This is a genomic window from Arthrobacter pascens, from assembly GCF_017052465.1.
GTDB lineage: Bacteria > Actinomycetota > Actinomycetes > Actinomycetales > Micrococcaceae > Arthrobacter > Arthrobacter pascens.
On the sequence record NZ_JAFHKT010000145.1, the window covers coordinates 62,262 to 87,274 of the forward strand.

Below are 25,013 nucleotides of genomic sequence, written 5' to 3' on the forward strand. Positions count from 1 at the left end.
ATGGACTATTCGGTGCGGAGTCCGTCCAGCGTTCGCGTGGCTGCGTCCTGCAGGCCCCGGACGCCGGGGCCGGCTTTGAGGATGTCGCGGCTGGACGTTCCCAGCACCTGCGGGTACGCGGCCCCGAAGGTCTTTCGCAGGTCGGCAGGCGCGGCGCCCTGGGCGCCAAGCCCGGGGGCCAGGATTGGTCCGCGGACGGCACCAAGGTCCACATGGAGGTCTGCCAGTGCTGTGCCCACGGTGGCTCCCACGACGAGGCCGACGGAGCCGAGCGTCCCTCCGTACCGCTGATTTTCTCCGGCCGCGGCCTCCACGATCCGGCGCGCAACAGAATCACTTCCGCCGACATGCTGGACCGACGCCCCCTCCGGGTTTGACGTCAGTGCCAGGACAAAAACGCCGCGGCCATGCTCGGCCGCCAGGTCCAGGGCCGGGCGCAGCGACTCGAAGCCAAGGTACGGGCTCAAGGTCACCGAGTCGGCCACCAACGACGAGCCATCGCGAAGCCAGGCGTCGGCGTACGCGGCCATGGTGGAGCCGATGTCCCCGCGCTTGGCGTCGGCAATGCTCAGCACCCCGGTGTCAGCCGCGGCGGCCAGCGTGCGCTCCAGCGCGGCCATGCCCTTGGAGCCGTGGCGCTCGTAGAGCGCCACCTGCGGCTTGACGGCGGCAGCGAGGGAACCGACGGCCTCCAGGACCGTCAGCGAAAACCGTTCCAGGCCCGCGGCGTCGTCGTTCAGTCCCCACGCGGCCAACAGCCCCGGGTGCGGGTCGATGCCCACACACAAAGGGCCGCGCTCGGCCATGGCCCGGAGCAGCCGGGAGCCGAAGGACTCCCGGCCGGACGGGCTTGCTGCTTCACGCTCAGCCATTCTGCAGGGCTGCATTCTGCGAGGCCAGCAGCGCCGCGGCGTGCTCCTGCAGGCTCGTCACCGACCACTCGTAGGTGCGCAGCGCCTCGATGGCCTGGACGGCGGCGTTGAACTCGGCCACCGTGGTGATGCACGGAATGCCGATGGACGTGGCCGCCGCACGGAGCTCGTAGCCGTCGCTGCGGGCTTCGCCGCCGGACGGGGTGTTGAAGACCATGTCGATTTCGCCGGCGATGACGAGGTCGGCGATGGTGCCTTCGCCCTCAGCGCTGCTGCCCTCGGCCACCTTGCGCACCGGGGTGGCCTGGATGCCGTTGCGGCGCAGGACGTCGGCGGTGCCGCCGGTGGAGACGATCTCGAAGCCGAGGTCGGACAGCCTCTTGACGCCCATGATCACGGAACGCTTGTCGCGGTTGGCCACGGAGACGAAGATCTTGCCCTCGGTGGGCAGCGCGTTGTTCGCTGCGGCCTGGCTCTTGGCGAAGGCCGTGTCGAAGTGCTTGTCGATGCCCATGACTTCGCCGGTGGAGCGCATTTCCGGCCCCAGGAGCGAATCCACCACTGTGCCCTCCGGCGTGCGGAACCGGCTGAACGGCAGCACGGCTTCCTTCACGGAGACCGGTGCGTCCAGCGGCAGGGTGGAGCCGTCGCCGGATACCGGGAGCATTTTGTAGGCGCTGCGGAGCTGGTTGATGGTGACGCCGGTGCCGATCAGGGCCGCCGCCTTCGCCATCTGGACGCCGGTCGCCTTGGAGACGAACGGCACGGTCCGCGACGCGCGGGGGTTGGCTTCCAGCACGTACAGCACGTCGGATGCCAGGGCGAACTGGATGTTGATGAGGCCGCGGACGCCCACGCCCTCGGCGATGGCGCGCGTGGCGGTGCGGACGCGCTCCAGCACGTTGCCGCCCAGGGTGATGGGAGGCAGGACGCAGGCCGAGTCTCCGGAGTGGATGCCCGCTTCCTCGATGTGCTCCATGATGCCGCCGAGGTACATGTCCTTGCCGTCGAACAGGGCGTCGACGTCGATCTCCACAGCGTCTTCCAGGAACCTGTCGATCAGCACGGGATGGTCCGGCGTGATTTCCGTGGCGTTGGCGATGTAGCGGGACAGGTTGGGCTCGTCGTAGACGATTTCCATGCCGCGGCCGCCCAGGACGTAGGACGGGCGGACCAGCACGGGGTAGCCGATTTCGTCGGCGATCTTCTTGGCGTCCTCGAAGGACACCGCGGTGCCGTTCTTCGGGGAGATGAGCCCGGCTTCGTCCAACACGCGGGCGAACGCTCCGCGGTGCTCGGCGAGGTCGATCGCTTCCGGCGAGGTGCCGAGGATCGGCACACCGGCGTCGGCCAGCTGCTGGGCCAGCTTCAGCGGCGTCTGGCCGCCGAGCTGGACGAACACGCCCATGACGCCGCCGGTACGTTCCTCGGCGGCGATGACTTCGAGGACGTCCTCGAGGGTCAGCGGCTCGAAGTACAGGCGCGTGGAGACGTCGTAGTCGGTGGAGACGGTTTCCGGGTTGCAGTTGACCATCACGGTCTCGTAGCCGGCCTTGCGCAGTGCCATGGAGGCGTGGACGCAGGAGTAGTCGAACTCGATGCCCTGGCCGATGCGGTTCGGGCCGGAGCCGAGGATCAGGATGGACGGCTTGGAGTGCAGCGCCACCTCGTCCTCCTCGTCGTAGGACGAGTAGTGGTACGGGGTGTAGGCGGCGAACTCGGCGGCGCAGGTGTCCACGGTCTTGTAGACCGGACGGATGCCCAGGGCCTGCCGGACTCCGCGGACCACGGCCTCCGAGTTGTGCGTGAGGGCGCCGATCTGCTCGTCGGAGAATCCGTGCCGCTTCGCCCGCTGGAGCATCTCCACGGTCAGGGCGCCGGACTGGCGGATCTCGCGGGAGATCTCGTTCAGCAGCTGGAGCTGGTCCAGGAACCAGGGATCGATCTTCGTGGCCTCGTGGAGGTCCTCCACGCTGGCGCCGCCGAGCAGGGCGCGCTGCACCTGGTGCAGGCGTTCCGTCGTCGGGCGCTTGGCCTTTTCGATGAGCTCCGGCACCTCCCATTCGGGAACGGAGCTGAAGTCCAGCTGCGAGCCCTTCTGCTCCAGGGACCGCAGGGCCTTCTGGAGGGCCTCGGTGAAGTTGCGGCCCATGGCCATGGCCTCGCCCACGGACTTCATGGTGGTGGTCAGGGTGTCATCTGCCGCGGGGAACTTCTCGAAGGCGAACCGCGGGACCTTGACCACCACGTAGTCGAGCGTGGGCTCGAAGGACGCGGGGGTCTTCTGCGTGATGTCGTTGGGGATCTCGTCCAGGGTGTAGCCAAGGGAGAGCTTGGTGGCGATCTTGGCGATGGCGAAGCCGGTGGCCTTGGAGGCCAGGGCGGAGGAGCGGGAGACGCGGGGGTTCATTTCGATGACCACGACGCGGCCGGTCTGCGGATCGATGGCGAACTGGATGTTGCAGCCGCCGGTGTCCACGCCGACTTCACGGATCACCGCGATGGAGATGTCACGCAGCCGCTGGTATTCGCGGTCGGTGAGCGTCAGCGCCGGAGCAACGGTGATGGAGTCGCCGGTGTGCACGCCCACGGGATCGAAGTTCTCGATGGAGCAGACAACAACGACGTTGTCGTTCTTGTCCCGCATCATTTCGAGTTCGTATTCCTTCCAGCCGAGGATGCTCTCTTCCAGGAGCACCTCGCTGGTGGGGCTGTACTGCAGGCCCTGGCCCACGATCCGGCGGAGGTCGTCCTCGTTGTACGCGAGGCCGGAGCCCAGGCCGCCCATGGTGAAGGACGGGCGGACCACCATGGGGTAGCCGAGGTCGTCAGCTGCCTTCAGTGCTTCGTCCATGGTGTGGATGATGTGGCTGCGCGCCGATTCCGCGCCGCAGCGCTCCACCACGCCCTTGAACTTCTCACGGTCCTCGCCGAGTTCGATCGCCGCGATGTTGGCGCCGATCAGTTCCACGTTGTACTTCTCCAGCACACCGTTCTTGTCCAGCGCGATGGCGGTGTTGAGGGCCGTCTGGCCGCCCAGGGTGGGCAGCACGGCATCGGGACGCTCCTTGGCGATGATCTTCTCGACCACCTCGGGGGTGATCGGCTCGATGTAGGTGGCGTCCGCGAACTCGGGGTCCGTCATGATGGTGGCCGGATTGGAGTTGACGAGGATGACCCGCAGGCCCTCCTCCTTGAGGACGCGAAGGGCCTGGGTGCCGGAGTAGTCGAATTCGGCGGCCTGGCCGATGACGATCGGGCCGGAACCAATGACCAGGACGCTCTTAAGGTCAGTTCTCTTGGGCATTACTTCTTGTCCTCAGTCTTGGAATCGGTGGTGTTCTGATCGTCTGCGGGCTTCTCGGACAGGTTGGCGGTGCGGCCGTCGGTGTTTGGCTTAGTGTCGTCCATCAGCTCGATGAAGCGGTCGAAAAGGTACGCGGCGTCGTGTGGGCCGGCCGCTGCTTCGGGGTGGTACTGGACCGAGAACGCCGGGATGTCGAGGCAGGCGAGGCCTTCAACGACGTCGTCGTTCAGGCTGATGTGGCTCACTTCGACCCGGCCGTAGCGCTCTTCGGGCGCTGTGGTGGGGCCGTCCAGCGGGGCGTCGACGGCGAAGCCGTGGTTCTGCGAGGTGATTTCCACCTTGCCGGTGCGGCGGTCCATGACGGGCTGGTTGATGCCGCGGTGGCCGTACTTGAGCTTGTATGTGCCGAAGCCGAGGGCCCGGCCCAGGATCTGGTTGCCGAAGCAGATGCCGAAGTACGGCAGCTTCTCATCCAGCACGGTGCGGAGCAGCTTGACCTGGTTGTCGGCCGTGGCGGGGTCGCCCGGGCCGTTGGACATGAAGAACCCGTCCGGGTTGACCGCCTTGACGTCCTCGATGGTGGCGGTGGCGGGCAGTACGTGGACACGGACGCCCCTTTCGGCGAACCGGACCGGCGTCATGGCCTTGATGCCGAGGTCGATCGCGGCGATGCTGAACCGGGCGTCGCCTTCCCAGCCGTGGTCCTTGGGCTCGACCACGTAGGCCTCGTCGATGCTGACTTCCTCGGCCAGCCGGGCGCCTTCCATGGGGGCGCTGGCGAGGACGGCGTCGAGGAGCTCCTTTTCGGTGGCCTCTGCCGCCGCGCCGGAGAAGATGCCGGCGCGCATGGTCTTGTGCTCGCGCAGGTGGCGGGTGATGGCGCGGGTGTCCACGCCCTGGATGCCCACGATGCCCTGCTCCACGAGCTCGTCGTCGAGGGAACGCTCAGACCGCCAGTTGGACGGGCGCCGCGCGGCGTCGCGGACGATGTAGCCGGCCACCCAGATTCGGCGGGACTCGGCGTCTTCGCTGTTCACGCCGGTGTTGCCGATGTGCGGCGCCGTCTGCACCACGAGCTGGCGGGCGTAGGACGGGTCCGTGATGGTCTCCTGGTAGCCGGTCATGCCGGTGGCAAAGACCGCCTCGCCGAGGGCGGTGCCCTGGGCGCCGTAGCTGCTCCCGCGGAAGATGCGGCCGTCTTCGAGCACCAGGGCGGCAGGGGTGGAGCTTGCTGTGTTGTTGTCCGTCACTGTATTACTTTCCACTATGGGTATCGGCCTGGGGGCCTGCGGAGATTAATTCCTGAAGTTTTTGGAGGAGGGCCGGCTTGTCCGCGGCCCGGCGGGTACGGAAGCCGGTGTCCAGCTGGTGCGTTCCGAGCATCCAGGTGAGGATCAGCAGTCCGTCCTTTTCGACGAACTTGCCGGCCATGCCGCTGTCCTGCCGGAGGCCGCTCAGCCCGGCTGCCGGGATGAACAGCGGCGCGGCGCCGGAGCGGTCCAGGAGCACGCCCTGGGGATGCACGCTGAGCTGTGCGTTCGTGCGGATGCCGAGGCCGTGCACGGCGATCCTGTCCAGCCAGTCACCGGCCGTGGTGGTCGCCACGTACTGGCCCTCGGCCGTCAGCAGCGGCTCCCCCAGCCCGGCGGGAACGGGAGGAAGTGGCTCGATGTCCGACTGCCGCCGGAGCCGGTTGCGCCAACCCAGCCAGATCAGGCCAAGGGCGACGGCGATCAGGACCGCCGTGATCAGCCCGGCAAGGAGTTCCTTCTCCATCAGTTGGCGCCCGCCGTGCCGGCAGCCTGGGCTTCCGCGGGGTAGCGGTAGGGGGTGTTGAGCTTGCCGTCCAGGACCGTGGGGTGCCCCTTGAAGAACGTGGCCACCACCTTGCCGGGGAGTTCCATGCCGCGGAAGGGCGAGTTGCGCCCCATGGTGGCCATGGCGGAAGGATCAACGGTCCAGCGCGCCGCAGGATCCACCAGGATGATGTTGGCGGGCTCCCCTTCTTCGAGCGGGCGGCCCTGATCGGCCAGGCGGCCTATTCCGGCCGGCGCCGTGGAGGTGGCCCGGGCGAAATCCGCCCAGGTCATGAGGCCGGTCTCGATCATGGCATGCTGCACAACGGACAAGGCGGTTTCCAGCCCGGTCATGCCCATGGCCGCCTGCGCCCACTCGCATTCCTTGTGCTCGCTCGGGTGCGGGGCGTGGTCCGTGCCGACGACGTCGATGGTGCCGTCGGCGAGGGCAGCGCGCAGCGCTTCCACGTCGGCGTTGGTACGCAGCGGCGGGTTGACCTTGTACACGGGGTCGTAGCTGCGGACCAGTTCGTCGGTGAGCAGGAGGTGGTGCGGCGTCACTTCGGCGGTGACGTTGATCCCGCGGCCCTTGGCCCAGCGGATGATCTCGACTGATCCGGCGGTGGACACGTGGCAGACGTGGAGCCGGGAGCCGACATGCTGGGCGAGCAGGACGTCGCGGGCGATGATGCTTTCCTCCGCGACGGCCGGCCAGCCGGTCAGCCCGAGGACGGCGGAGACTTCGCCTTCGTTCATCTGGGCGCCGGCGGTGAGTCGGGGTTCCTGCGCGTGCTGGGCCACCACGCCGTCGAACGCCTTGACGTATTCGAGGGCGCGGCGCATCAGGACGGGATCGTGGACGCAGATGCCGTCGTCGGAGAACATCCGGACCTGCGCGCGGGAGTCTGCCATGGCGCCGAGCTCGGCCAGCTGCTCCCCCGCAAGTCCGACGGTGACGGCGCCCACCGGGCGGACGTCAACCCAGCCTGCGGCGCGGCCCAGGCTGTGGACCTGCTCCACGACGCCGGCCGTGTCAGCCACCGGGGTGCTGTTGGCCATGGCGTGCACGGCGGTGAAGCCGCCCAGCGCCGCTGCCCGGGTACCGGTTTCGACGGTCTCGGCGTCTTCGCGGCCGGGCTCGCGGAGGTGGGTGTGGACGTCCACCATGCCCGGAAGTGCCACCAGGCCGGCAGCCTCAATGACGGTGGCGCCGTCCGCTGCAAGGTCCCGGCCCCGTTCGGCGATGATGCCGTCGCGGATCAGGAGGTCTTCGGCTGCGCCGCCGAGGATCGCCGCGCCGCGGATAAGATACGCGCCCGTGTTGGCTGCGTCCTGCTGTTCGTGTGCCATCAGTGGCTCTCCTTGGTGGAATAGGCGGCGTTGGAATAGGCGGCGTCGGGTGTGGCGGCTGGGGTGGCGGCTGGTTCGCGGGTGTCCCCGGAGAGCAGCAGGTACAGGGCGGCCATGCGGACGGATACGCCGTTCCGGACCTGTGCGAGCACAGTGGAACGGGGCGAATCTGCGGCGGCGGCGGAAATTTCCAGGCCACGGTTCATGGGCCCGGGGTGCATGATAATGGTGTCCTTCAGGCCCAGGCTGTCCAGCGCCCGGAGCCTGGTGTCGTCAAAGCCCCAGCGCCGCGAGTACTCGCGGGTGGAGGGGAAGAACGACGCATTCATCCGCTCGCCCTGGACGCGGAGCATCATCACGGCGTCAACACCCTTTTCGAGCGTTTCATCCATGTTGTAGCTGACCCGGCAGGGCCAGCTTTCGACGCCGATGGGCAGCAACGTGGGGGGCGCCACCAGCGTGACGTCGGCACCGAGGGTGCGCAGCAGCCAGACGTTGGACCGCGCAACCCGTGAGTGCAGGACGTCGCCGGCGATGGCCACACGCATGCCCTTCAGGTCCGCGCCGGTGGATGACAGCCCGGCAAGTTTTGACCAGTGCCGGCGCATGGTGAACGCGTCCAGCAGGGCCTGCGTGGGGTGCTCGTGCGTGCCGTCACCGGCGTTGATGACAGCGGCGTCGATCCAGTCGGTAGCGGCGAGCCGGTGCGGGGCGCCGGAGGCCCAGTGGCGGATCACCACGGCGTCGGCGCCCATCGCCGACAGCGTCTGGGCGGTGTCCTTGAGGGACTCGCCCTTGGAGACCGACGAACCCTTGGCGGCAAAGTTGATGACGTCCGCGGAAAGCCGTTTGGCGGCTGCCTCGAACGAGATACGGGTGCGGGTGGAATCCTCGAAGAAGAGGTTGACCACCGTCCGGCCCCGCAGGGCGGGAAGTTTCTTGACCTCGCGGTCGCCGACGGCCGCCATTTCCTCGGCGGTGTCGAGAATCCGGATGGCGTTGGCGAGGCTCAGGTTCTCAGTGGAGAGCAGGTGCTTCATGGGCCTGCCTCGATGACGACTTCGTTGACCGTCTGGCCGTCGATGACGTCGGTTTCCTCGAGGCGTACGCGGACCTTTTCCGAGGAGGACGTCGGAAGGTTCTTTCCCACGTGGTCCGCCCGGATGGGAAGTTCACGGTGCCCCCGGTCGACGAGGACGGCAAGGCGCACGATGCGGGGCCGGCCGAGGTCCACGAGGGCGTCCAGGGCGGCGCGGATGGTGCGGCCGGAGTACAGCACATCATCGATCAGGACAACGACCTTGTTGTCGATGCCGGTCAGCGGCAGCTGGGTGTGGTGGGGCGGCCTGGTGGGCTGGTGCGACAGATCGTCCCGGAACATGGTGACGTCGAGCTGGCCGACGATTGCAGAGGCGTCCACGGCAGGGTCTGCGGCGGCGATTTTCTGGGCCAGCCGGACAGCCAAAGGGTAGCCGCGGCGGGGAATTCCCAGCAGCACCAGGTCCTGGGAGCCTTTGTTGGCCTCGAGGATCTCATGGGCGATACGAGTGAGTGCACGGTCAATGTCCGCCTGGTTGAGTACAACCCTGGCCGGAACCGGTGCCTGTGTGACAGGAGTCAACGCTCGTCTCCCCTTTCCCCGCCTCACGGGACGGAATTAAAAAAGGAACATTTGCTGTTCAAAATTACCACACGGACGTTCGCCGATTGGCCCGCGGGAAGGCGTCGTCGGTCACATCAGCGCCGGCCCTCTCCCGCTAGGCTCGTGACTATGTCCATGAACCCGCAGCAGCCCGCTCCCGGACCGTCCGGCGACCGCCCCGGAGACCCCCAGTGGGAGTTCCATGAGCAGACCAACCCCAGCTGGATGGGCCATGTCCGCCAGCAGGACTACCGGCCGGCCCCCGGACACCGCGGCGGCTCGGTGGTCCAGGTCATGCCCGAGTCGGCGTCGACCGTCGCAGCCCGCCCTTCCTCCGGGGTGCTGTCCCTGGTGGTGGGAGGTGGAATCCTCGCATTCGTGAGCCTGTTCCTGGTGGTGCCGTTCCTGCTGGCCAACACCGGCATCACCGGCTTCGCCATCGGATTCTTCGCCTCGCTGATCCCCCTCGCGGCGGTGCTCTTCTCCGTGTACGTGATCGACCGCTGGGAACCCGAGCCGAAACGGCTGCTCCTGTTCGCCTTTACGTGGGGCGCGGCCGTGTCCATTGCCGTGACGCTGCTGATCCAGCCGGTCTTCGCGCTTGCCGCACCCACGTCCGACGAGGCGTCCTTCCGGGACTTCATGACCACCGTCCAGGCCCCCGTCGTGGAGGAATTCGCGAAATCCCTGGGGCTCCTCCTCCTGCTGCTGCTGGCCCGGAAGCATTTCGACGGTCCGGTGGACGGCGTGGTGTTCGCCTTCACCATAGCCGGGGGCTTCGCCTTCACGGAGAACATCCTCTACTTCGGCCGGGCCATCGCAGAGTCCAGCACGCCCGGCAGCGACCTCGCCCAGATCTTCTTCCTGCGCGGTGTCATGTCGCCCTTCGCGCACGCGATCTTCACCGGAACAACCGGCCTGATCATGGGCTTCGCTGCACGCCGCTGGCACACCGGTGTTTCTGTGGCCGGGTTTGTTGTGGGTCTGGTTCCCGCCATGGTCCTGCACAACCGCTGGAACAGCATGGGGCAGGATTTCCTGGCCCAGTATGTGCTGGTCCAGGTCCCCATCTTCCTGCTGGCTGTGGGCTGCATCGTGGCACTGCGGGTCGCCGAGACGCGGCTCACCCGCCAGCGGCTGCGTGAATACGCCGCGGCCGGCTGGTTCACGCCGGCCGAGGTCGGCATGCTGGCTTCCGCGGGTGGCAGGAGGCAGGCGGTCCGCTGGGCCGGCGCCTACAACCGCGGCCCCCAGATGAAGGCCTTCGTGAAGGCGGCCACACAGCTGGCCTTTACCCGCCAGCGGATCCTGAGCGGCCGGGATGTCGCCTTGCACCAGCAGGACGAATTGCAGCAGCTGCAACACCTGGTGGCGCTGCGCGCCGCCGTCGGGCACTAGCAGCAAAAAACCCCGGCCAGGTGGCCGGGGTTTTTTGCGTGCAGCTGTTTTTGAATGGAGCTGCGGACGTCAGGCCAGCAGCGACGGCTTCAGCTGCTGGAGGCGGCCGAGCAGGCCGTTGATGAACGACGGCGACTCATCCGTTGAGAGGGTCTTGGCCAGCGCAACGGCTTCGCTGACGGCGACGCCGTCGGGAACGTCATCGTTGTACAGCAGTTCCCAGGTGCCGATGCGCAGGATGATGCGGTCCACGGACGGCATGCGTTCGAGCGTCCAGCCCTGCGAGTACGTCTCGAGGAACTCATCGATGGCCGGCTGCAGCGAAACTACGCCTTCGACGATTTCCAGCGTGTAGGGGTTGACGATCTGGTCGGTCCTCTCGCGGCGTGCGCGCAGCACGTCGAACGCGGAGACGGAGCGCTGCTCAGCCTCAAAGAGGACGTCAAGTGCCCTGTTACGGGCCTTACCGCGGGCGCTCACTACTCGCTGACCCTGCCCAGGTAGCTGCCGTCGCGGGTGTCGACCTTGACCTTGGTGTTGTTCTCGACGAACAGCGGCACCTGGATCTCGTAGCCGGTCTCGAGGGTTGCCGGCTTGGTTCCGGCGGAGGAGCGGTCGCCCTGCAGGCCGGGCTCGGTGTAGGTGATTTCGAGGACTACGCTCGGCGGCAGTTCGATGTAGAGCGGGGTGCCTTCGTGGATGGCGATGTTGACCATCTGGTTTTCCAGCATGAAGTTGGTGGCGTCGCCCACCGTGGCGCCGGAGACGGTGATCTGGTCGTAGTCCTGGGTGTCCATGAAAACGAAGTCCGCGCCGTCCTGGTACAGGTACTGGTAATCGCGGCGGTCCACGGTGGCGGTCTCGATCTTGAGGCCGGCGTTGAAGGTCTTGTCGACCACCTTGCCGGACATGACGTTGCGCATCTTGGTGCGAACGAACGCGCCGCCCTTGCCTGGCTTGACGTGCTGGAACTCGATGATGTTCCAGAGCTGGCCCTCAAGCTTCAGGACGGTTCCGTTCTTGATGTCGTTTGTGGTTGCCACTGGTTTCCTCTGGTTTGTATCTGACTGCTTCTAGCCGCCAGCCGTGTATGCCAAGCCGGCATGCCGAACGGCCCGCCAGCGTGTATTTATCAAAAATCCAAGAACCATTCTAGCGGAAATGTGGGCCGGCCCTGTCAGCCCGGTCCCGCAGCGCCAATCAGGAGGCCAGTTCGAGCACGTCCCGTGCCCGCTGCAGCGCCACCGTGGAGGAATAGATCAGCGCGGCATCCGCCGACTGTTCAACCCTCAGGTCCAGCGCCCGGGTGAACGACTCCACCGCGGCACCGATGTTTCCGGCGGCGAAGTGGGTCCTGCCGAGGTACTGGTGCACCAGGGCCTCGTTGGGCGTTCCTGCCACTTCCGCGAGGAGCTGCTTGAAGAGCTCGACTGCGGGGTCGTACCGGTGCGAGACGCGCAGTACTTCAGCCTCGAAGGCCCGCAGCTGGAATGACTCGGGATCTTTGTAGCGCGCCTCGGCGAGCAGTTCGGCGGCGTCGGAAGCGTGGCCCTCCACCAGCAGAACAAACACGCGGTCTGCCGGATCGGTGGACGCCTCGAGTGCGGCGGCACACGCATCGGGCCCGGTGATCTCCGGAACCAGTTCTTCCGGGTTGATCCTGATGCCGGGGAAGCCTCCGTCGGGCCACTCGATGGTCTCGCCTGTGATGTCACCCATCAGGATGCGATCTCCTGGTAGGCGGCAAAGAGCAGGGACGTATCGGGAACGTCGAGGATGCCGGGCTTGCCGATTCCGTCGAGCACCACAAAGCGGAGGAGGTCTCCGCGTGACTTCTTGTCGCGGCGCATGCCGTCCAGCAGGCCCTGCCAGCGGTCGCGGCGGTAGGTGACGGGAAGTCCCAGGGATTCCAGGATGCTGCGGTGGCGGTCGGCGTCGGCGTCACCGAGCCTGCCCACGCTGCGGGACAGTTCGGCGGCGAACATCATGCCCACCGATACCGCGGCGCCGTGCCGCCAGGAATAGCGCTCCACGAGTTCAATGGCGTGGCCCAGGGTGTGGCCGTAGTTCAGGATTTCGCGCAGCCCGGATTCCTTGAGGTCCTCTGACACGACGCGGGCCTTCACGGTGATGGCGCGTTCAATGAGTTCGCGGAGGGCGTCCGACTGCGGGTCCGTTACGGCAGCGGGGTTTTGCTCCACGAGGTCCAGGATGGCGGGATCGGCAATGAAGCCGCACTTGATGACCTCGGCCATGCCGGAGACAAGCTCGTTTTTCGGCAGGGTGTTCAGTGTGTCCAGGTCCGCCAGCACGGCTGCGGGCGGGTGGAAGGCACCCACAAGGTTCTTGCCCTCGGCCGTGTTGATGCCGGTCTTGCCGCCCACGGAGGCGTCCACCATGCCCAGCAGGCTCGTGGGCATGTGGATGACCTTGACGCCCCGGAGCCATGTGGCGGCGACAAAGCCTGCGACGTCGGTGACGGCCCCGCCGCCGACCGAGACAATGGCGTCAGAACGCGTGAAGTCGTTTTGCCCCAGCACCTGCCAGCAGAATGCGGCAACCTGGATGTGCTTGCCTTCTTCGGCATCGGGGATTTCCGCGGTGAGCGAGGTGAAGCCTGCTGCGGCCAGCTCGTCCCGGACGGCGTCGCCCGTGAGGCGGAGGGCGCGCGGATGGATGACCAGGACGCGACGGACCCGTTCACCGAGCAGTTCCGGCAGGGCGCCGAGCAGGCCGCGCCCGACTACGACGTCGTAGTTGTCCCCGGCCGATTCGCCGGTGACCTTGATGACAGTTGATTCGCTCACTTTTCAACTTCCTGTTTCGCGGCCGGGATGTTGCTGGCCGCCGTATTCGCGGCTGTGTCTGCCGCGCGTGTTTTTTCCGTGGCGGGGTCTGCCGCGGTGCTGGTCCCGATGGCGGCGTCTGCCGCCGTGCCGTTCGCTGCTGTGCCGATCCCTCCGGGGTAGGCGCGCAGCACTGCCTCAAGCCGGCGTCCCAGCTCCGGCACAGATCCGCGCCGGACGTCCAGGACAATGTCTGCCAGGCGCTCGTAGACCGGCTTCCTGGTGGCGAACAGCGCCTTCCAGCGGCGTATCCCGTCACCGGCCAGCAGCGGGCGTCCGGAATTTCTGGCGATCCGGGCGGCTACGGTATCCGCATCGCATTCGAGGTACACCACGATACAGCGCTCCAGGAGCTGCTGGGTTCCGGAATCCAGCACGGATCCCCCACCGAGTGAGATGACCGTGGACGTGCCGGCCGCTTCTTCGACGACGCGCGCCACGGTCCGCGCCTCGATTTCACGGAATGCGTGTTCGCCGCGCCCCGCGAAAATGTCGGCAATGGAACCGTGGCTCTCCACGATCACCGCGTCGGTGTCCACGAACGGCGCACCAAGCTGCTGTGCAAGCTGGTGCCCGATCGCTGACTTCCCGACTGCCATGGGACCGATGAGCACGACTGGCCTGTTCCCCGTGCGGGGCGTATTGCTGAGGGGCACTACTGTCCGATCGAGTCCAGCGACGCCGGAATGTTCTCAATGTATCCCCTGATGTTGCGGGCCGTCTCTGCCACGGAGTCGCCGCCGAACTTCTCGGTGACGGCTTCCGCGAGGACAAGGGCAACCATGGCCTCCGCCACGACACCGGCGGCCGGGACGGCACAGACGTCGGAGCGCTGGTGATGGGCTTTGGCGGGCTCGCCGGTGCTGATATCGATGGTCTTCAGGGCGCGCGGCACCGTGGCGATGGGCTTCATGGCGGCCCTCACACGCAGGACGTCGCCAATGCTCATGCCGCCTTCAATGCCGCCGGCGCGGTTGGTGGTGCGGATGATCCTGCCGTCGGCATCCTTGACGATTTCGTCGTGCGCGGCCGATCCGCGGCGGGCAGCGGTCAGGAACCCGTCCCCCACCTCCACGCCCTTGATGGCCTGGATGCCCATGAGGGCGGCGGCAAGGCGTGAATCAAGCCGGCGGTCCCAGTGGACGTAGCTGCCGAGACCCGGCGGGAGCCCGTAGGCAAGGACTTCAACCACGCCGCCCAGGGTTTCGCCTTCCTTGTGCGCCGCGTCCACCTCGGCCACCATGGCATCCGAGGTTTCGCGGTCAAAACAGCGCAGCGGGTCGGCGTCGAGCGCAATGACGTTGTCCGGGACCGGCAGCGGCCTGCCCTCGGGGACCGTGACGCTGGCGATCGACACGGTGTGGCTCACGAGTTCGATGCCGAGGTGCTTCAGGAACTGTGCGGCGACGGTCCCCATGGCAACACGGGTGGCGGTCTCGCGGGCGCTGGCACGCTCAAGTACGGGCCGCGCTTCGTCGAATCCGTACTTCTGCATCCCGGTGAAGTCTGCGTGCCCCGGCCGCGGACGGGTCAGCGGAGCGTTGCGGGCCTGGTCGGCAAGTGATTCGGGGTCAACGGGATCGGCAGACATGATCTGCTCCCACTTCGGCCATTCGGTGTTGCCCACCTGGATGGCGACAGGGCCGCCCTGGGTGATGCCGTGGCGGACTCCGCCGAGGATTGTGACAACATCCTGTTCAAACTTCATCCTGGCACCGCGGCCGTAACCGAGGCGGCGGCGTGCCAGGGCATCGGCGATCTGCCCGCTGGTGAGTTCAACACCGGCGGGGACGCCTTCGATAATTCCGACGAGGGCCGGGCCATGGGATTCACCGGCAGTCAACCAACGCAACATAAATCCATCCTGCCACGTAGGGCGGTCAGAAGACGCGTCGGGGCGCCCCGACTGCGTCACACATCACATCTATGACTTCGGCGCTGGCGGCGTCCTCGCGGCCGGTGAAGTGGCGGACCTGTTCCACGGCCTGGTAGAGCAGCATCTCGAGTCCGGGCACCACTTTTCCCCCGCCGTTTCGCCACGCAGCAGCGATGCGGCTGGGCCAGGGGTCGTAGGCGACGTCCAGCAGGACCCCCTGCGTTGCCCTGCCCAGCTGTTCCAATTCGGCAGCCATCCCGTCGGCGGCGCGCGGCGGCAGCGTGGATATGACGACGTCGGCGGCCAACATTCCGGTGACCGCTTCCGTCATGGGGCGCACGGCAATATCCATCGCCAGGCCCCGGGCCGCGGCCCTCGCTTCCGCCGCCCGGCCGGTGTCCCTGACATAGACGTCGACGGACGTCGCCCCCAGTTCCTGCAGCGCAGCCACAGCTGCGGCCGCTGTCCCGCCGCCGCCAAGCACCGCCGCGGCGGGAGCTTCAGCGGCACCGGCATTGCGGAGGGCGTTGACGATGCCTGCCACGTCCGTGTTGTAGCCGATCCGCCTGCCGGAGCCGCCTTCGCCGTCGAATACGACGGTGTTGATGACGCCGAGCACGCGGGCCACGCCGCGGACTTCATCGACTTCCCGGACCATGGCCTTTTTCAGGGGCATGGTGACGGACAGCCCGCGCCAGCCCTCCTCACCGCGTATGGAGGCCATGAAGGCCGGAAGGGATTCCTCGGTCACGTCAATGGCGCTGTAACCGATGTCCTCCCCCAACTGCGCGTACGCGGCCAGGTGCAGGGCAGGAGACTTGGAGTGCCCGATCGGATGCCCGAGGACGGCCGCCCGGCGGCTCATACGCAACGGCCGGGGTTGGCCTCACACCAGGCGTTGTACTGATCAACGTAACGCTGGTGCTCCGCCAGTGTCTTGGAGAACTTTGTCTCCTTGGTGTCCAGGTTGATGGTCACCCAGTACATGTATTCATTCTGGTTCGGTTTGGCCGAAGCATCGATGGCCGTCTTGCCCGGCGAACCGATGGGACCTACGGGCAGTCCCTGGTTCGCGTACGTGTTGTACGGATTGGACTTGTCCGTCTTTTCCTCTTCGGTAATGTGGAAGCTTTTCCTGCCCAGGCCGTAGGTGACCGTGGCGTCGGACTGGATCAGCCCGGCCGTCTCAGTGTTGTTGGGCTTGAGCCGGTTGTAGATGGCGCCGGCAACGTCCTTGTACTCAGCCTGGCCACCCTCGGCCTGGACGATGCTCGCCACCGTCACGACCTCATACTGCTTGGCCGGGTCGGTGACGCCCTGAGCCTTCAGCTCGTCCTGGGTGATCTTGACAAGCTGCGTGAGGATGTCCTTGGGCGTGGATCCCAGCGGGAACCGGTGCTCGCCCGGGGCGAGGTAGCCCTCAAGGTTCTTTGCCTTGGCCGGCAGGCCGAACTGCTGGGGAGAATCACTGAACGACTTGAGCTGCGCCACGGGGATGCCGGAGCCCTCGGAGATCGCCTCCAGCGATTCGCTGATCCGCAGTCCGGCGCTGAGTGCGAAGTACATGACCTTGGCCTGTTCCTCGTTCATCAGGACGGCCACAGCGTCGGAATTCTTCATCTCCTGCTTGAAGTCGTATTCGCCGGGAGACAGCGTGCCCCCCGAGGCGGCAAGCGCGGAAACAAACGTGTCCGCGTTGGCCACGACTTTGGCTTCTTCGAGCCTGGCGGCCACCGACACGGGTCCTTCGCCAGGCTGAACCGACACTTTGACTTGTCCCGTGCCGGGTCCCGGGTAATCGCTGGGCTTGTCAGTGCCGAGCAGCGGCTTCAGGAACTGAGCGCCGACGACGGTGGCCGTGACGAAAAGGGCCAAGGTGAGCAGCAGCGCCACCAGGCGGCGCCGCCTGCGGACCTTCTTGGAGGGGCGGGGCGCGGTGGTCACGCCCTGGGGGCTGCCGAGCAGCTGATGGCCCATCGCCTCGTCCTCGTACGGCTCATGGTCCTCGTAAGTTTCATGATGGGCGTCGGGATGGTACGCCTCGTAGTCTACGTCGGCAGGCGCCGCGTGGTGGTGGGCCTCATCGGCGTGCACCGCGGGCTCCCCGAAACCGCCGTCCGCGTGGGCAGAGTCTGCGTGGGCAGCTTCACGGGCAGCGTCCCCGTGCTCGCCCGCGGCGGCGGCGCTGTGGGCAGCTGCGCGGTGCGCGGCATGGTGGTCGGCAGCATGGGGGTCAGAGCCCGCGTGCGCGCCATGCGCGCCACCGGTCGCGTCGGAGGCCGGCTGCTGAATCGTCGGTTCCTGGATGGCAGGTTCCTGAGTCGCCGGCTGCTGAGTCGCCGGTTCCTGGATGGTCGGCGGAGCGGGCGGAGCCAGCGGGACGCCGAGCGTGGGTGCCACCGCATCAGGCGACGGGACCGGCGACGAAGCCGCTCCCGGAACCGCCCCCGGTACAGTCGGCCCAACACGCGGCTGAGCCGACGCGGGAGCCGCCGCTGGAGTCTGCGGTACTGCCGGCCGGCGCTCGGGAAGCTCCGGGGCATCGTTCCCGGACTCGTAGGCCTGTTCAGGCACAAGGTCCCCGGAGTCCGCCGTGAGGGACTTCTCCCGGGCACGGATTTCCTTGCGCGTCAGCGGCCGTCCGGCACCCCTGAAGTTCCTGCCGGAGGAGTCGTCACTATTGACCGGGCTCACTGTAGCCTTCCATCTTCTGAAGATTGCGTGTCTTTTTCCGGGACAGCCTGCGAACGATGATTCGTTGCGGCGTCTCCGGACAGCCCCGGCTGCGGAAGCGCGCGTACGCGGCTTCCCACATCCGTTCCCCTGGCTTTTTGCATGTCGATGGCGTGCTGCAGAATCCCCGCAGCAGCAACCTGATCCACCACTTTACGGTGATTTTTGCTGCTCATGCCAGCTTCGTGCAGGTGTCGGTGCGCAGTTACCGTGCTGAGCCGCTCATCCACGAGGTGCACGGGAACGTCCAGCCCGGCGCGGTGCAGCTCCTCTGCAAGCAGCTGGGCATACTCCGTGGCCATGCGGGCAGAAGAGTGTTCTTCGCCCTTCATGGTCCTCGGGAGGCCGACGAAAATCTGCACGGCGCCGCGGTCCGCCGCAAGGGCGGCAATGACCCGGACGTCCGAGTTCTTTTTCGGATTGCGGTCGAGCGTTTTCAAGGGCGTGGCCAGGATGGAGTCGCTGTCGCAGATGGCGACGCCGACGCGGACAGTGCCCACGTCCACCCCCAGTTTGATTCCCTGGGGGTAGACGTCAGACGCAGCAGGTGAGGTCACGGATCCGCTAGCGCCGGGTGACGGCATCTACGACGGCCGACAGTGCCGCGCCGACCTTGGAGGCGTCGGTGCCGCCGCCCTGGGCGACGTCATCCTTGCCGCCTCCGCCGCCGCCGAGGATGCCGGCTGCGAGCCGTACCAGCGCGCCGGCCTTGACGCCCGCAGCGCGGGCGGCCTCGTTCGTGGCGATAAGGATCACGGGACGGTCGTTGCTGACGCCGGCGACGGCCACCGTGGCGGCCTCTGATCCGAGTCGGTTCCGCAGGTCGAGGGCCAGGCCCCGGAGGTCGTCGGCGCCGCCGACCTGCCCTGCGTCATGGGCCACAACGCGAACGCCGGCGGCATCCTGGGCGGTACCGACCAGCTGGGCGGCTGCGGCTGCGAGCTGTTCCTTGCGGAGCCGCTCCAGCTCCTTTTCCGCCGTCTTGAGCTTGGTCAGGGTGGTGGCGATGCGGTCGGCAAGCTGGCCGGAGGGCACTTTCAGCATTTCGGTCAGCTCCGTGACGAGGGCGCGTTCCGCGGCGAGGTGCCGGAACGCATCCATGCCCACGAAGGCCTCCACGCGGCGGTTGCCCGAGCCCACGGACTGCTCGCCGAGCAGCGACAGGCTGCCGATGAGCGAGGTGTTCGAGACGTGCGTTCCGCCGCACAGCTCCCGGGACCACGCGCCGTCGATCTCCACGACGCGCACTTCGCTGCCGTAGTTTTCTCCGAACAGCGCCATGGCGCCGAGGGCCTTGGCTTCGGCGAGGGGCATCACCTTGGTGTCCACGCGGAAGTTGTTCCGGATGGCCAGGTTGGACACCTCCTCGATCTCGGAGCGCGTGGCGGAGCTCAGTCCCTCGCCCCAGGCGAAGTCGAAGCGCAGGTAGCCTGCCTTGTTGTACGAGCCGCGCTGGGTGGCCTGCGGGCCCAGAATCTGGTGCAGTGCGGCGTGCACGATGTGCGTGCCGGTGTGCGCCTGCTCGGCGGCGTGGCGGCGTTCGCGGTCAACTGCGGCCCTGACCAGTGCGTCGGAGGCAATTTCACCCTCACGGACCACGGCCTTGTGGACGCTCAGGCCCCTCACCGGACGCTGCACGTCCAGGACTTCGACGACGAAACCGTCGCCCGTGATCAGGCCTGTGTCCGCCGCCTGGCCGCCGGCTTCGGCGTAGAACGGCGTCTCGGCGAGGACCAGTTCGATCTCGTCGCCGGTAGCGGCCTGGGAAACCTTGCGGCCTGCGCTGAGGATCCCGCGGACCCGGGATTCGCCCTCGAGTTCGGTGTAGCCGGTGAAGACCGTTTCGCCCTCGGAGAGCAGTTCCTGGAAGGCGCTGACGTCGGCGTGGGCGCCCTTCTTGCCCTTGGCATCCGCCTGGGCGCGTTTGCGCTGTTCGAGCATGAGCTTGCGGAATTCGGGCTCGTCCACCTTCAGGCCGGCTTCCTCAGCCATTTCCAGTGTCAGGTCGATCGGGAACCCGTACGTGTCGTGCAGCGTGAAGGCGTCGGCTCCGGACAGCGGACGCCCGGCAGCCTTGGATTCGTTCACGGCGTCTTCGAGCCGCGCGGTACCCGAGGCGATGGTCCGCAGGAAGGCCTTCTCCTCTGCGTACGCGATGCGGCTGATGCGGTCGAAGTCCGTCTCCACCACCGGGTAGACACCCTTCATGGCGTCACGGGAGGCGGGCAGGAGGTCCGGCAGGCAGGCCTTTTCGACGCCGAGCAGGCGCATCGACCGCACGGCGCGGCGGATCAGCCGGCGCAGCACGTAGCCGCGGCCTTCGTTGGAGGGTGTCACGCCGTCGGCGATGAGCATCAGGGCCGAACGGATGTGGTCACCGACGACGCGCATGCGGACGTCGTCCGTGTGGTGGGGGTCGTCCACTGTTTCGGCGGAAGTGTATTCCTTGCCGGACAGCGCGGCAGCCTTGTCGATCACCGGCCGGACCTGGTCGGTCTCGTACATGTTCTCGACGCCCTGCAGGATCATGGCGAGCCGTTCCATGCCGAGGCCGGTGTCGATGTTCTTCTTGGGCAGTTCACCGACGATGTCGAAGTCGTCCTTCGAGCGGACGTTGTCGATCTGGTACTGCATGAACACCAGGTTCCAGATTTCGACGTAGCGGTTCTCGTCGGCGATCGGGCCGCCCTCGACGCCATAGTCAGGGCCGCGGTCGTAATAGATCTCCGAGCAGGGGCCGGCCGGGCCGGGCTGGCCGGTGTGCCAGTAGTTGTCCGCCTTGCCCATGCGCTGGATCCGGCTGGCCGGGACGCCGGTGTTCTTCAGCCACAGGTCCTTGGCTTCGTCGTCTTCTTCGTAGACGGTCACCCAGAGCAGTTCCGGCGGAAGCCCGTAGCCGCCCGCGTCCACGCTCGTGGTGAGCAGCTCCCAGGCGAACTTGATGGCGTCTTCCTTGAAATAGTCTCCGAAGGAAAAGTTGCCGCACATCTGGAAGAACGTGCCGTGGCGGGCCGTCTTGCCCACCTCCTCGATGTCACCGGTGCGGATGCACTTCTGCACGCTGGTGGCACGGGCGTAGGGGGCTTCTTCACGGGCGGTCAGGTAAGGGATGAACGGGACCATGCCCGCAACCGTGAACAGCAGGGAGGGGTCGCTGGAGACCAGCGACGCGGAGGGAACCGCGGTGTGGCCTTTGCTGACAAAAAAGTCCACCCAGCGCTTTGTGATCTCCTGCGACTTCATGAGCTGATTTCATACCCTTCTTGGTTCACGCGCTCTGGCGCGTGACAGTTTGATTCAAATGCAGGTCCGGCGTAACGGACCACCAGTTTAATTCTCGCGCGTTTCCGGCACGCGCCCGCACCTAGCGGCGGACAACGTCCTGGGATTCGACGCCGAGCGCAGTGCGCAGATCGGTTTCCCGCTCACGCATCCCCGCGCGGACGGCGTCGGCGAAGTCGTAGACGCCGTCTGCCAGCCGTCCCACGGCCCGGTTCAGGCCTTCGGGGCCCAGGTTTGACTGCACCTCGCTGACCTTGCGGAACGCGATGACACCAATGGCAACGCCGATGCCCATCCAGACAAGTCTCTTCATTTCAGTTCTCCGGGTGGCTTAGCGGCTGCGACGGCCGGCGGGCTTCTTGCGGGCGGCGAGGGCGGAGCGAACGCCGTAGCTGAAGGCGGCGACCTTGATCAGCGGGGAGCCCACCGTGGCGGCGACAAGGGAGGACAGCGCCGAGATGTTCGCCGAGGCGTCCGACACGTTGGACGCGATGCCGTCCACCTTCTTCAGCTGCTGGTTGGTGGTGGAGACAGTCGCCGTGACTTCGTCCATGAGGGGCGTTGCTCCGTCGCTGATGGAACGGATCGAGGTCCGCACCTCATCGAACACCCGCCCCAGCTTGAGGATGGGGACAGCAAGCAACAGGACCAGGAGCGCAAATACCCCGGCCGCGATCAGGCCGGCAATATCGCCACCAGACATAGACGTTCATCTCCTTGAAACTCCGTGGAACGGTACATCGTGCTCGGCGTCAGCGTGCTGCAACCGCGGATGTCCCCCAAGTACCTTACATACAAAGAAGCCCGCGGCGCTTGCCACGGGCTTCTTTGGATACGCTGCCGAAGATTTAGCGTGCGTAGAACTCGACGACGAGCTGCTCTTCGCAGGTCACGGGGACCTCGGAGCGCTTCGGGCGACGAACCAGGCGTGCCTGCAGGGCGTCAAGCTTGACGTCCAGGTAGGCCGGAACCTGGGGCAGGACGTCGCGGTGTGCGCCGGCTGCTGCGACCTGGAACGGAGGCATGGTTTCGCTGCGGCTGTGAACGTGGACCAGCTGGCCCTCGCCGACGCGGAAGGACGGGCGGTCAACGCGGATGCCGTCAACCAGGATGTGGCGGTGCACAACCAGCTGGCGGGCCTGGGCGATCGTGCGGGCAAAGCCGGCACGGAGCACGAGGGCGTCGAGACGCATTTCGAGCAGTTCGATCAGGTTTTCACCGGTCAGGCCCTTGGTGCGGCGTGCTTCTTCGAAGGCACGGGTCATCTGGGCTTCGCGGATGCCGTACTGGGCGCGCAGGCGCTGCTTTTCGCGCAGACGTACGGCGTAGTCGGAGTCCTGCTTCTTGCGGGCGCGGCCATGCTCACCGGGGCCGTACGGGCGGCGCTCCATGTACTTGGCGGCCTTGGGGGTGAGAGCGATGCCGAGTGCACGCGAGAGGCGTGCGGTACGGCGAGCACGAGTGTTGTTAGCCACTTGTGTCCTTCCAATATCTGCGGTGTGTCAGTGTTACTGGCCTCCACGATGGAGAGCATCGGCCAACCGCTGCCTTTTGCTACTGGGCACAGGGCACAGCTCCGTCGAACTAAAATTCGGTGGATTGTGCGTCCGTGCCTTGCCAGACAACGATCAATCCTACCAGAAGCTCACTTGCCCCGGATGATCTTCCTCAGCCGCTCCAGCCGCACCGCGATGTCACGCTCGGCGCCGTTGCCGGTGGGTTCGTAGTAGTCACGGCCCACGAGGTCATCCGGCGGATACTGCTGGCTGGCCACGGAGTGCGGGGCGTCATGGGCGTACTTGTAGCCCACTCCGTGGCCCAGCTGCTTCGAACCGGGGTAGTGCGCATCGCGCAGATGCGCCGGGATCCCGTTGCCCAGCCCGGCCCGGACATCGGCGATGGCCTTGTTGATGCCCATGTACGCGGCGTTGGACTTCGGCGCGGTGGCCAGATGGACCACCGCCTCGGCAAGGACAATCCGGCCTTCCGGCATGCCGATCAGCTGGACTGCCTGGGCTGCCGCCACGGCGGTCAGCAGGGCGGTGGGGTCTGCCATGCCCACGTCCTCCGCGGCCGAGATCACAATGCGGCGCGCCACGAAGCGCGGGTCCTCCCCCGCCTCCAGCATCCTGGCCAGGTAATGCAGTGACGCATCCACGTCGGAGCCGCGGATGGATTTGATGAAGGCGCTGGCTACGTCGTAATGCTGGTCGCCGGCGCGGTCGTACCGCACCGCCGCAGCATCCAGCGCACGTTCGGTGTGTCGCAGCTCCACGGTGACCGGCTCCTCAGGCGCCGTGCCGCCGCCGGAGGTGTCGCCGGCGTCGGAAGTGCCGTCGTCGGAAGTGCCTTCCGGGGAAGGGGCGACGTCGTCCGCGTCACCAAACGCCACACCGGCCGCCGCCTCGAGCGCTGTCAGGGCCCGCCGCGCGTCGCCGCCCGACAGCCGCACAAGGTGGTCCAGGGCCTCCGGGGTGAGCCGGACTTTGCCGTTGAGGCCGCGGACATCCCCCACGGCGCGCTGCAGCAGGCCTTCGATGTCGGCGTCGGTCAGCGGTTTGAGCGTGAGCAGCAGGGAGCGGGAAAGCAGGGGCGAGACCACCGAGAACGACGGGTTCTCGGTGGTGGCCGCCACCAGCACCACCCAGCGGTTCTCGACACCAGGCAGCAGCGCGTCCTGCTGGGCCTTGTTGAAGCGGTGGATCTCGTCCAGGAACAGCACGGTGGTGGTCTTGTACAGGTCTCGGGCGGTCAGCGCCTCATCCATGACCCGGCGCACGTCCTTGATTCCGGCGGTGATGGCCGACAGCTCCACGAACTTCCGCCCCGGTCCCCTGGCGATCACGTGCGCCAGGGTTGTCTTCCCGGTGCCCGGCGGCCCCCAGAGGATGAGGGAGCTGGGGCCGGCGGGGCCCCCGGCGTCGGCGCCGGCGGCCAGCTGGCGCAGTGGCGAACCCAGCCCCAGCAGGTGCTGCTGACCCACCACTTCATCTATGGTGCGCGGCCGCATGCGGACGGCCAGCGGGCTGCGCGGCGAGGTGTTCCGGGACGCGCCCGGCCTCCCGGGCGGCAGGCGGCTGCCCGCGCTGAGGGCGGCGTCGCCGTCTTCGTCGTCGTCGTCGCCCCGCCCGGAGCCAAAGAGATCATCCACATAGATAGGCTACTCATAGATTCAGCAGGCAGGATTCAGCGGGCGAGGTCCGCTCACGGGAAGCAGGGGATTCGGCAATGCCACACAGCGGTTCACCGGCCGGGCGTTCCGCTCCGCCGTCCTCCCGCACGGCGTTTGTGGCTGGCCTGCGGCTGGCCGGCTGGGTGGAACGGTTCGGTGCCAGCCACGGCGCCTTGGCGATTGAAGACAACGACGACGGCGTGCGGCTGCTTGCGGCCGACGGCGCCAGCGCACTGCTGCAGCCGCCTTGGCGGAATGACGGCAGGCCAGGGCGCGGTCCCGGTCCCGTGGAGCGGCTGGCGTCGCTGGCCTCCCAGCCCCGCAGCCTTGGCCTGCTCCTGGTGCGTCGCGGAGGGTATGGAGTGGCCGTCGCCAGCGAGGGTGTCGTCCGTGCGTCCAAGACCGGCTCCAAGTATGTGCAGTCCCGGACGGCCGCCGGAGGCCAGTCCCAGCAGAGGTTCGCCCGACGACGCTCCAACCAGGCCGATGCGATGGTGGAGGCTGTCGCTGAACAGGCCAGGCTCGTCTTTAACGGACAGGTTTTCGAGTATCTGGTGCCGGGCGGTGACAGGGCATTGGCGGACCAGGTGCTGGAGCAGCCCGTCCTCAAGGCGTATGCCCGGCTGCCGCGCCTGGCGTACCTCGATGTCCCCGATCCCCGCGCGGCCGTCCTGAGAAAGGCCGCGGCGGACGCCTGCGCCGTGCGGGTCACGGTGAACGATCCGCCGGTTTAGCCGCG

At 67.1% G+C, this 25,013-nt stretch carries 22 protein-coding genes and 1 pseudogene; 2 read left to right on the plus strand and 21 right to left on the minus strand.

Features of this window, described 5'->3' with window-relative positions:
- Nucleotides 1–5 precede the first annotated feature (5 nt).
- The 7 genes from pyrF to pyrR are packed head-to-tail and all read right to left on the minus strand — an operon-like array spanning nt 6 to nt 8,946.
- Nucleotides 6–872, minus strand: a complete 867-nt coding sequence (pyrF, locus tag JYA52_RS14695) for an orotidine-5'-phosphate decarboxylase (protein ID WP_205653916.1) — start codon at nt 870–872, stop codon at nt 6–8.
- Nucleotides 865–4,179, minus strand: coding sequence for a carbamoyl-phosphate synthase large subunit (gene carB, locus JYA52_RS14700; RefSeq protein WP_205653917.1), 3,315 nt, complete (start codon nt 4,177–4,179; stop codon nt 865–867). Before carB ends, pyrF begins: the two co-directional genes overlap by 8 nt.
- Entirely contained in the window at nt 4,179–5,453 is a 1,275-nt protein-coding gene (carA, locus tag JYA52_RS14705) for a glutamine-hydrolyzing carbamoyl-phosphate synthase small subunit (RefSeq protein WP_205654094.1), read from the minus strand. The genes carB and carA overlap by 1 nt, the downstream gene beginning before the upstream one ends.
- Complete coding sequence (locus tag JYA52_RS14710; protein ID WP_205653918.1) at nt 5,434–5,955, minus strand: PH-like domain-containing protein; 522 nt, start codon at nt 5,953–5,955, stop codon at nt 5,434–5,436. The genes carA and JYA52_RS14710 overlap by 20 nt, the downstream gene beginning before the upstream one ends.
- Nucleotides 5,955–7,325, minus strand: coding sequence for a dihydroorotase (locus tag JYA52_RS14715; protein WP_205653919.1), 1,371 nt, complete (start codon nt 7,323–7,325; stop codon nt 5,955–5,957). Before JYA52_RS14715 ends, JYA52_RS14710 begins: the two co-directional genes overlap by 1 nt.
- The gene (locus JYA52_RS14720; protein WP_205653920.1) at nt 7,325–8,365 is read right to left on the minus strand and encodes an aspartate carbamoyltransferase catalytic subunit; all 1,041 of its coding nucleotides are present in this window, start codon (nt 8,363–8,365) and stop codon (nt 7,325–7,327) included. The genes JYA52_RS14715 and JYA52_RS14720 overlap by 1 nt, the downstream gene beginning before the upstream one ends.
- Nucleotides 8,362–8,946 (minus strand): bifunctional pyr operon transcriptional regulator/uracil phosphoribosyltransferase PyrR, encoded by a 585-nt coding sequence (gene pyrR, locus JYA52_RS14725; RefSeq protein ID WP_205653921.1) that lies wholly within the window; start codon nt 8,944–8,946, stop codon nt 8,362–8,364. The genes JYA52_RS14720 and pyrR overlap by 4 nt, the downstream gene beginning before the upstream one ends.
- A 150-nt stretch (nt 8,947–9,096) precedes the next feature.
- Here pyrR and JYA52_RS14730 point away from each other — a divergent pair, with 150 nt between their 5' ends.
- On the plus strand, nt 9,097–10,365 hold the full coding sequence (locus tag JYA52_RS14730; protein WP_205653922.1) for a PrsW family intramembrane metalloprotease: 1,269 nt from the start codon (nt 9,097–9,099) through the stop codon (nt 10,363–10,365).
- 69 nt (nt 10,366–10,434) lie between these two features.
- On the opposite strand, the gene nusB is transcribed toward JYA52_RS14730, so the two are convergent.
- The 14 genes and pseudogenes from nusB to JYA52_RS14800 all read right to left on the minus strand — a co-directional run bounded on the left by nusB (nt 10,435) and on the right by JYA52_RS14800 (nt 24,253).
- Nucleotides 10,435–10,845, minus strand: a complete 411-nt coding sequence (nusB, locus tag JYA52_RS14735; protein WP_056635239.1) for a transcription antitermination factor NusB — start codon at nt 10,843–10,845, stop codon at nt 10,435–10,437.
- Nucleotides 10,845–11,408, minus strand: a complete 564-nt coding sequence (efp, locus tag JYA52_RS14740) for an elongation factor P (RefSeq protein ID WP_056635236.1) — start codon at nt 11,406–11,408, stop codon at nt 10,845–10,847. Before efp ends, nusB begins: the two co-directional genes overlap by 1 nt.
- A 157-nt stretch (nt 11,409–11,565) precedes the next feature.
- Nucleotides 11,566–12,084 carry a tetratricopeptide repeat protein gene (locus JYA52_RS14745; RefSeq protein WP_372433863.1) on the minus strand — a complete coding sequence of 173 codons (519 nt, stop codon included), beginning with the start codon at nt 12,082–12,084 and terminating at the stop codon, nt 11,566–11,568.
- A complete protein-coding gene (aroB, locus tag JYA52_RS14750; protein WP_205653923.1) occupies nt 12,084–13,172 on the minus strand; it encodes a 3-dehydroquinate synthase in 1,089 nt (362 codons plus the stop codon). The genes JYA52_RS14745 and aroB overlap by 1 nt, the downstream gene beginning before the upstream one ends.
- A gap of 164 nt (nt 13,173–13,336) precedes the next feature.
- Nucleotides 13,337–13,810 (minus strand): annotated as a pseudogene (locus tag JYA52_RS14755) (shikimate kinase); the annotation flags it as partial.
- A gap of 56 nt (nt 13,811–13,866) precedes the next feature.
- A complete protein-coding gene (gene aroC, locus JYA52_RS14760; RefSeq protein WP_205653924.1) occupies nt 13,867–15,066 on the minus strand; it encodes a chorismate synthase in 1,200 nt (399 codons plus the stop codon).
- Between the two features lie 25 nt (nt 15,067–15,091).
- Nucleotides 15,092–15,952 (minus strand): shikimate dehydrogenase, encoded by an 861-nt coding sequence (locus tag JYA52_RS14765; RefSeq protein WP_205653925.1) that lies wholly within the window; start codon nt 15,950–15,952, stop codon nt 15,092–15,094.
- Nucleotides 15,949–17,781, minus strand: coding sequence for an endolytic transglycosylase MltG (mltG, locus tag JYA52_RS14770; protein ID WP_205653926.1), 1,833 nt, complete (start codon nt 17,779–17,781; stop codon nt 15,949–15,951). Before mltG ends, JYA52_RS14765 begins: the two co-directional genes overlap by 4 nt.
- The gene (gene ruvX, locus JYA52_RS14775; RefSeq protein ID WP_205653927.1) at nt 17,778–18,404 is read right to left on the minus strand and encodes a Holliday junction resolvase RuvX; all 627 of its coding nucleotides are present in this window, start codon (nt 18,402–18,404) and stop codon (nt 17,778–17,780) included. The genes mltG and ruvX overlap by 4 nt, the downstream gene beginning before the upstream one ends.
- Nucleotides 18,385–21,063, minus strand: a complete 2,679-nt coding sequence (alaS, locus tag JYA52_RS14780; RefSeq protein ID WP_205653928.1) for an alanine--tRNA ligase — start codon at nt 21,061–21,063, stop codon at nt 18,385–18,387. Before alaS ends, ruvX begins: the two co-directional genes overlap by 20 nt.
- Nucleotides 21,064–21,184: 121 nt before the next feature.
- On the minus strand, nt 21,185–21,415 hold the full coding sequence (locus JYA52_RS14785) for a DUF6167 family protein (protein ID WP_205653929.1): 231 nt from the start codon (nt 21,413–21,415) through the stop codon (nt 21,185–21,187).
- An 18-nt stretch (nt 21,416–21,433) separates the two neighbouring features.
- Nucleotides 21,434–21,805 carry a DUF948 domain-containing protein gene (locus tag JYA52_RS14790; protein WP_205653930.1) on the minus strand — a complete coding sequence of 124 codons (372 nt, stop codon included), beginning with the start codon at nt 21,803–21,805 and terminating at the stop codon, nt 21,434–21,436.
- A gap of 145 nt (nt 21,806–21,950) precedes the next feature.
- Nucleotides 21,951–22,577 (minus strand): 30S ribosomal protein S4, encoded by a 627-nt coding sequence (gene rpsD / locus JYA52_RS14795; protein ID WP_011692125.1) that lies wholly within the window; start codon nt 22,575–22,577, stop codon nt 21,951–21,953.
- Between the two features lie 170 nt (nt 22,578–22,747).
- The gene (locus tag JYA52_RS14800; protein WP_205653931.1) at nt 22,748–24,253 is read right to left on the minus strand and encodes a replication-associated recombination protein A; all 1,506 of its coding nucleotides are present in this window, start codon (nt 24,251–24,253) and stop codon (nt 22,748–22,750) included.
- Nucleotides 24,254–24,330: 77 nt separating this feature from the next.
- Between JYA52_RS14800 and JYA52_RS14805 the strand changes: the two genes are divergently transcribed.
- Nucleotides 24,331–25,008 (plus strand): acVLRF1 family peptidyl-tRNA hydrolase, encoded by a 678-nt coding sequence (locus tag JYA52_RS14805; protein ID WP_205653932.1) that lies wholly within the window; start codon nt 24,331–24,333, stop codon nt 25,006–25,008.
- Nucleotides 25,009–25,013: the final 5 nt, after the last annotated feature.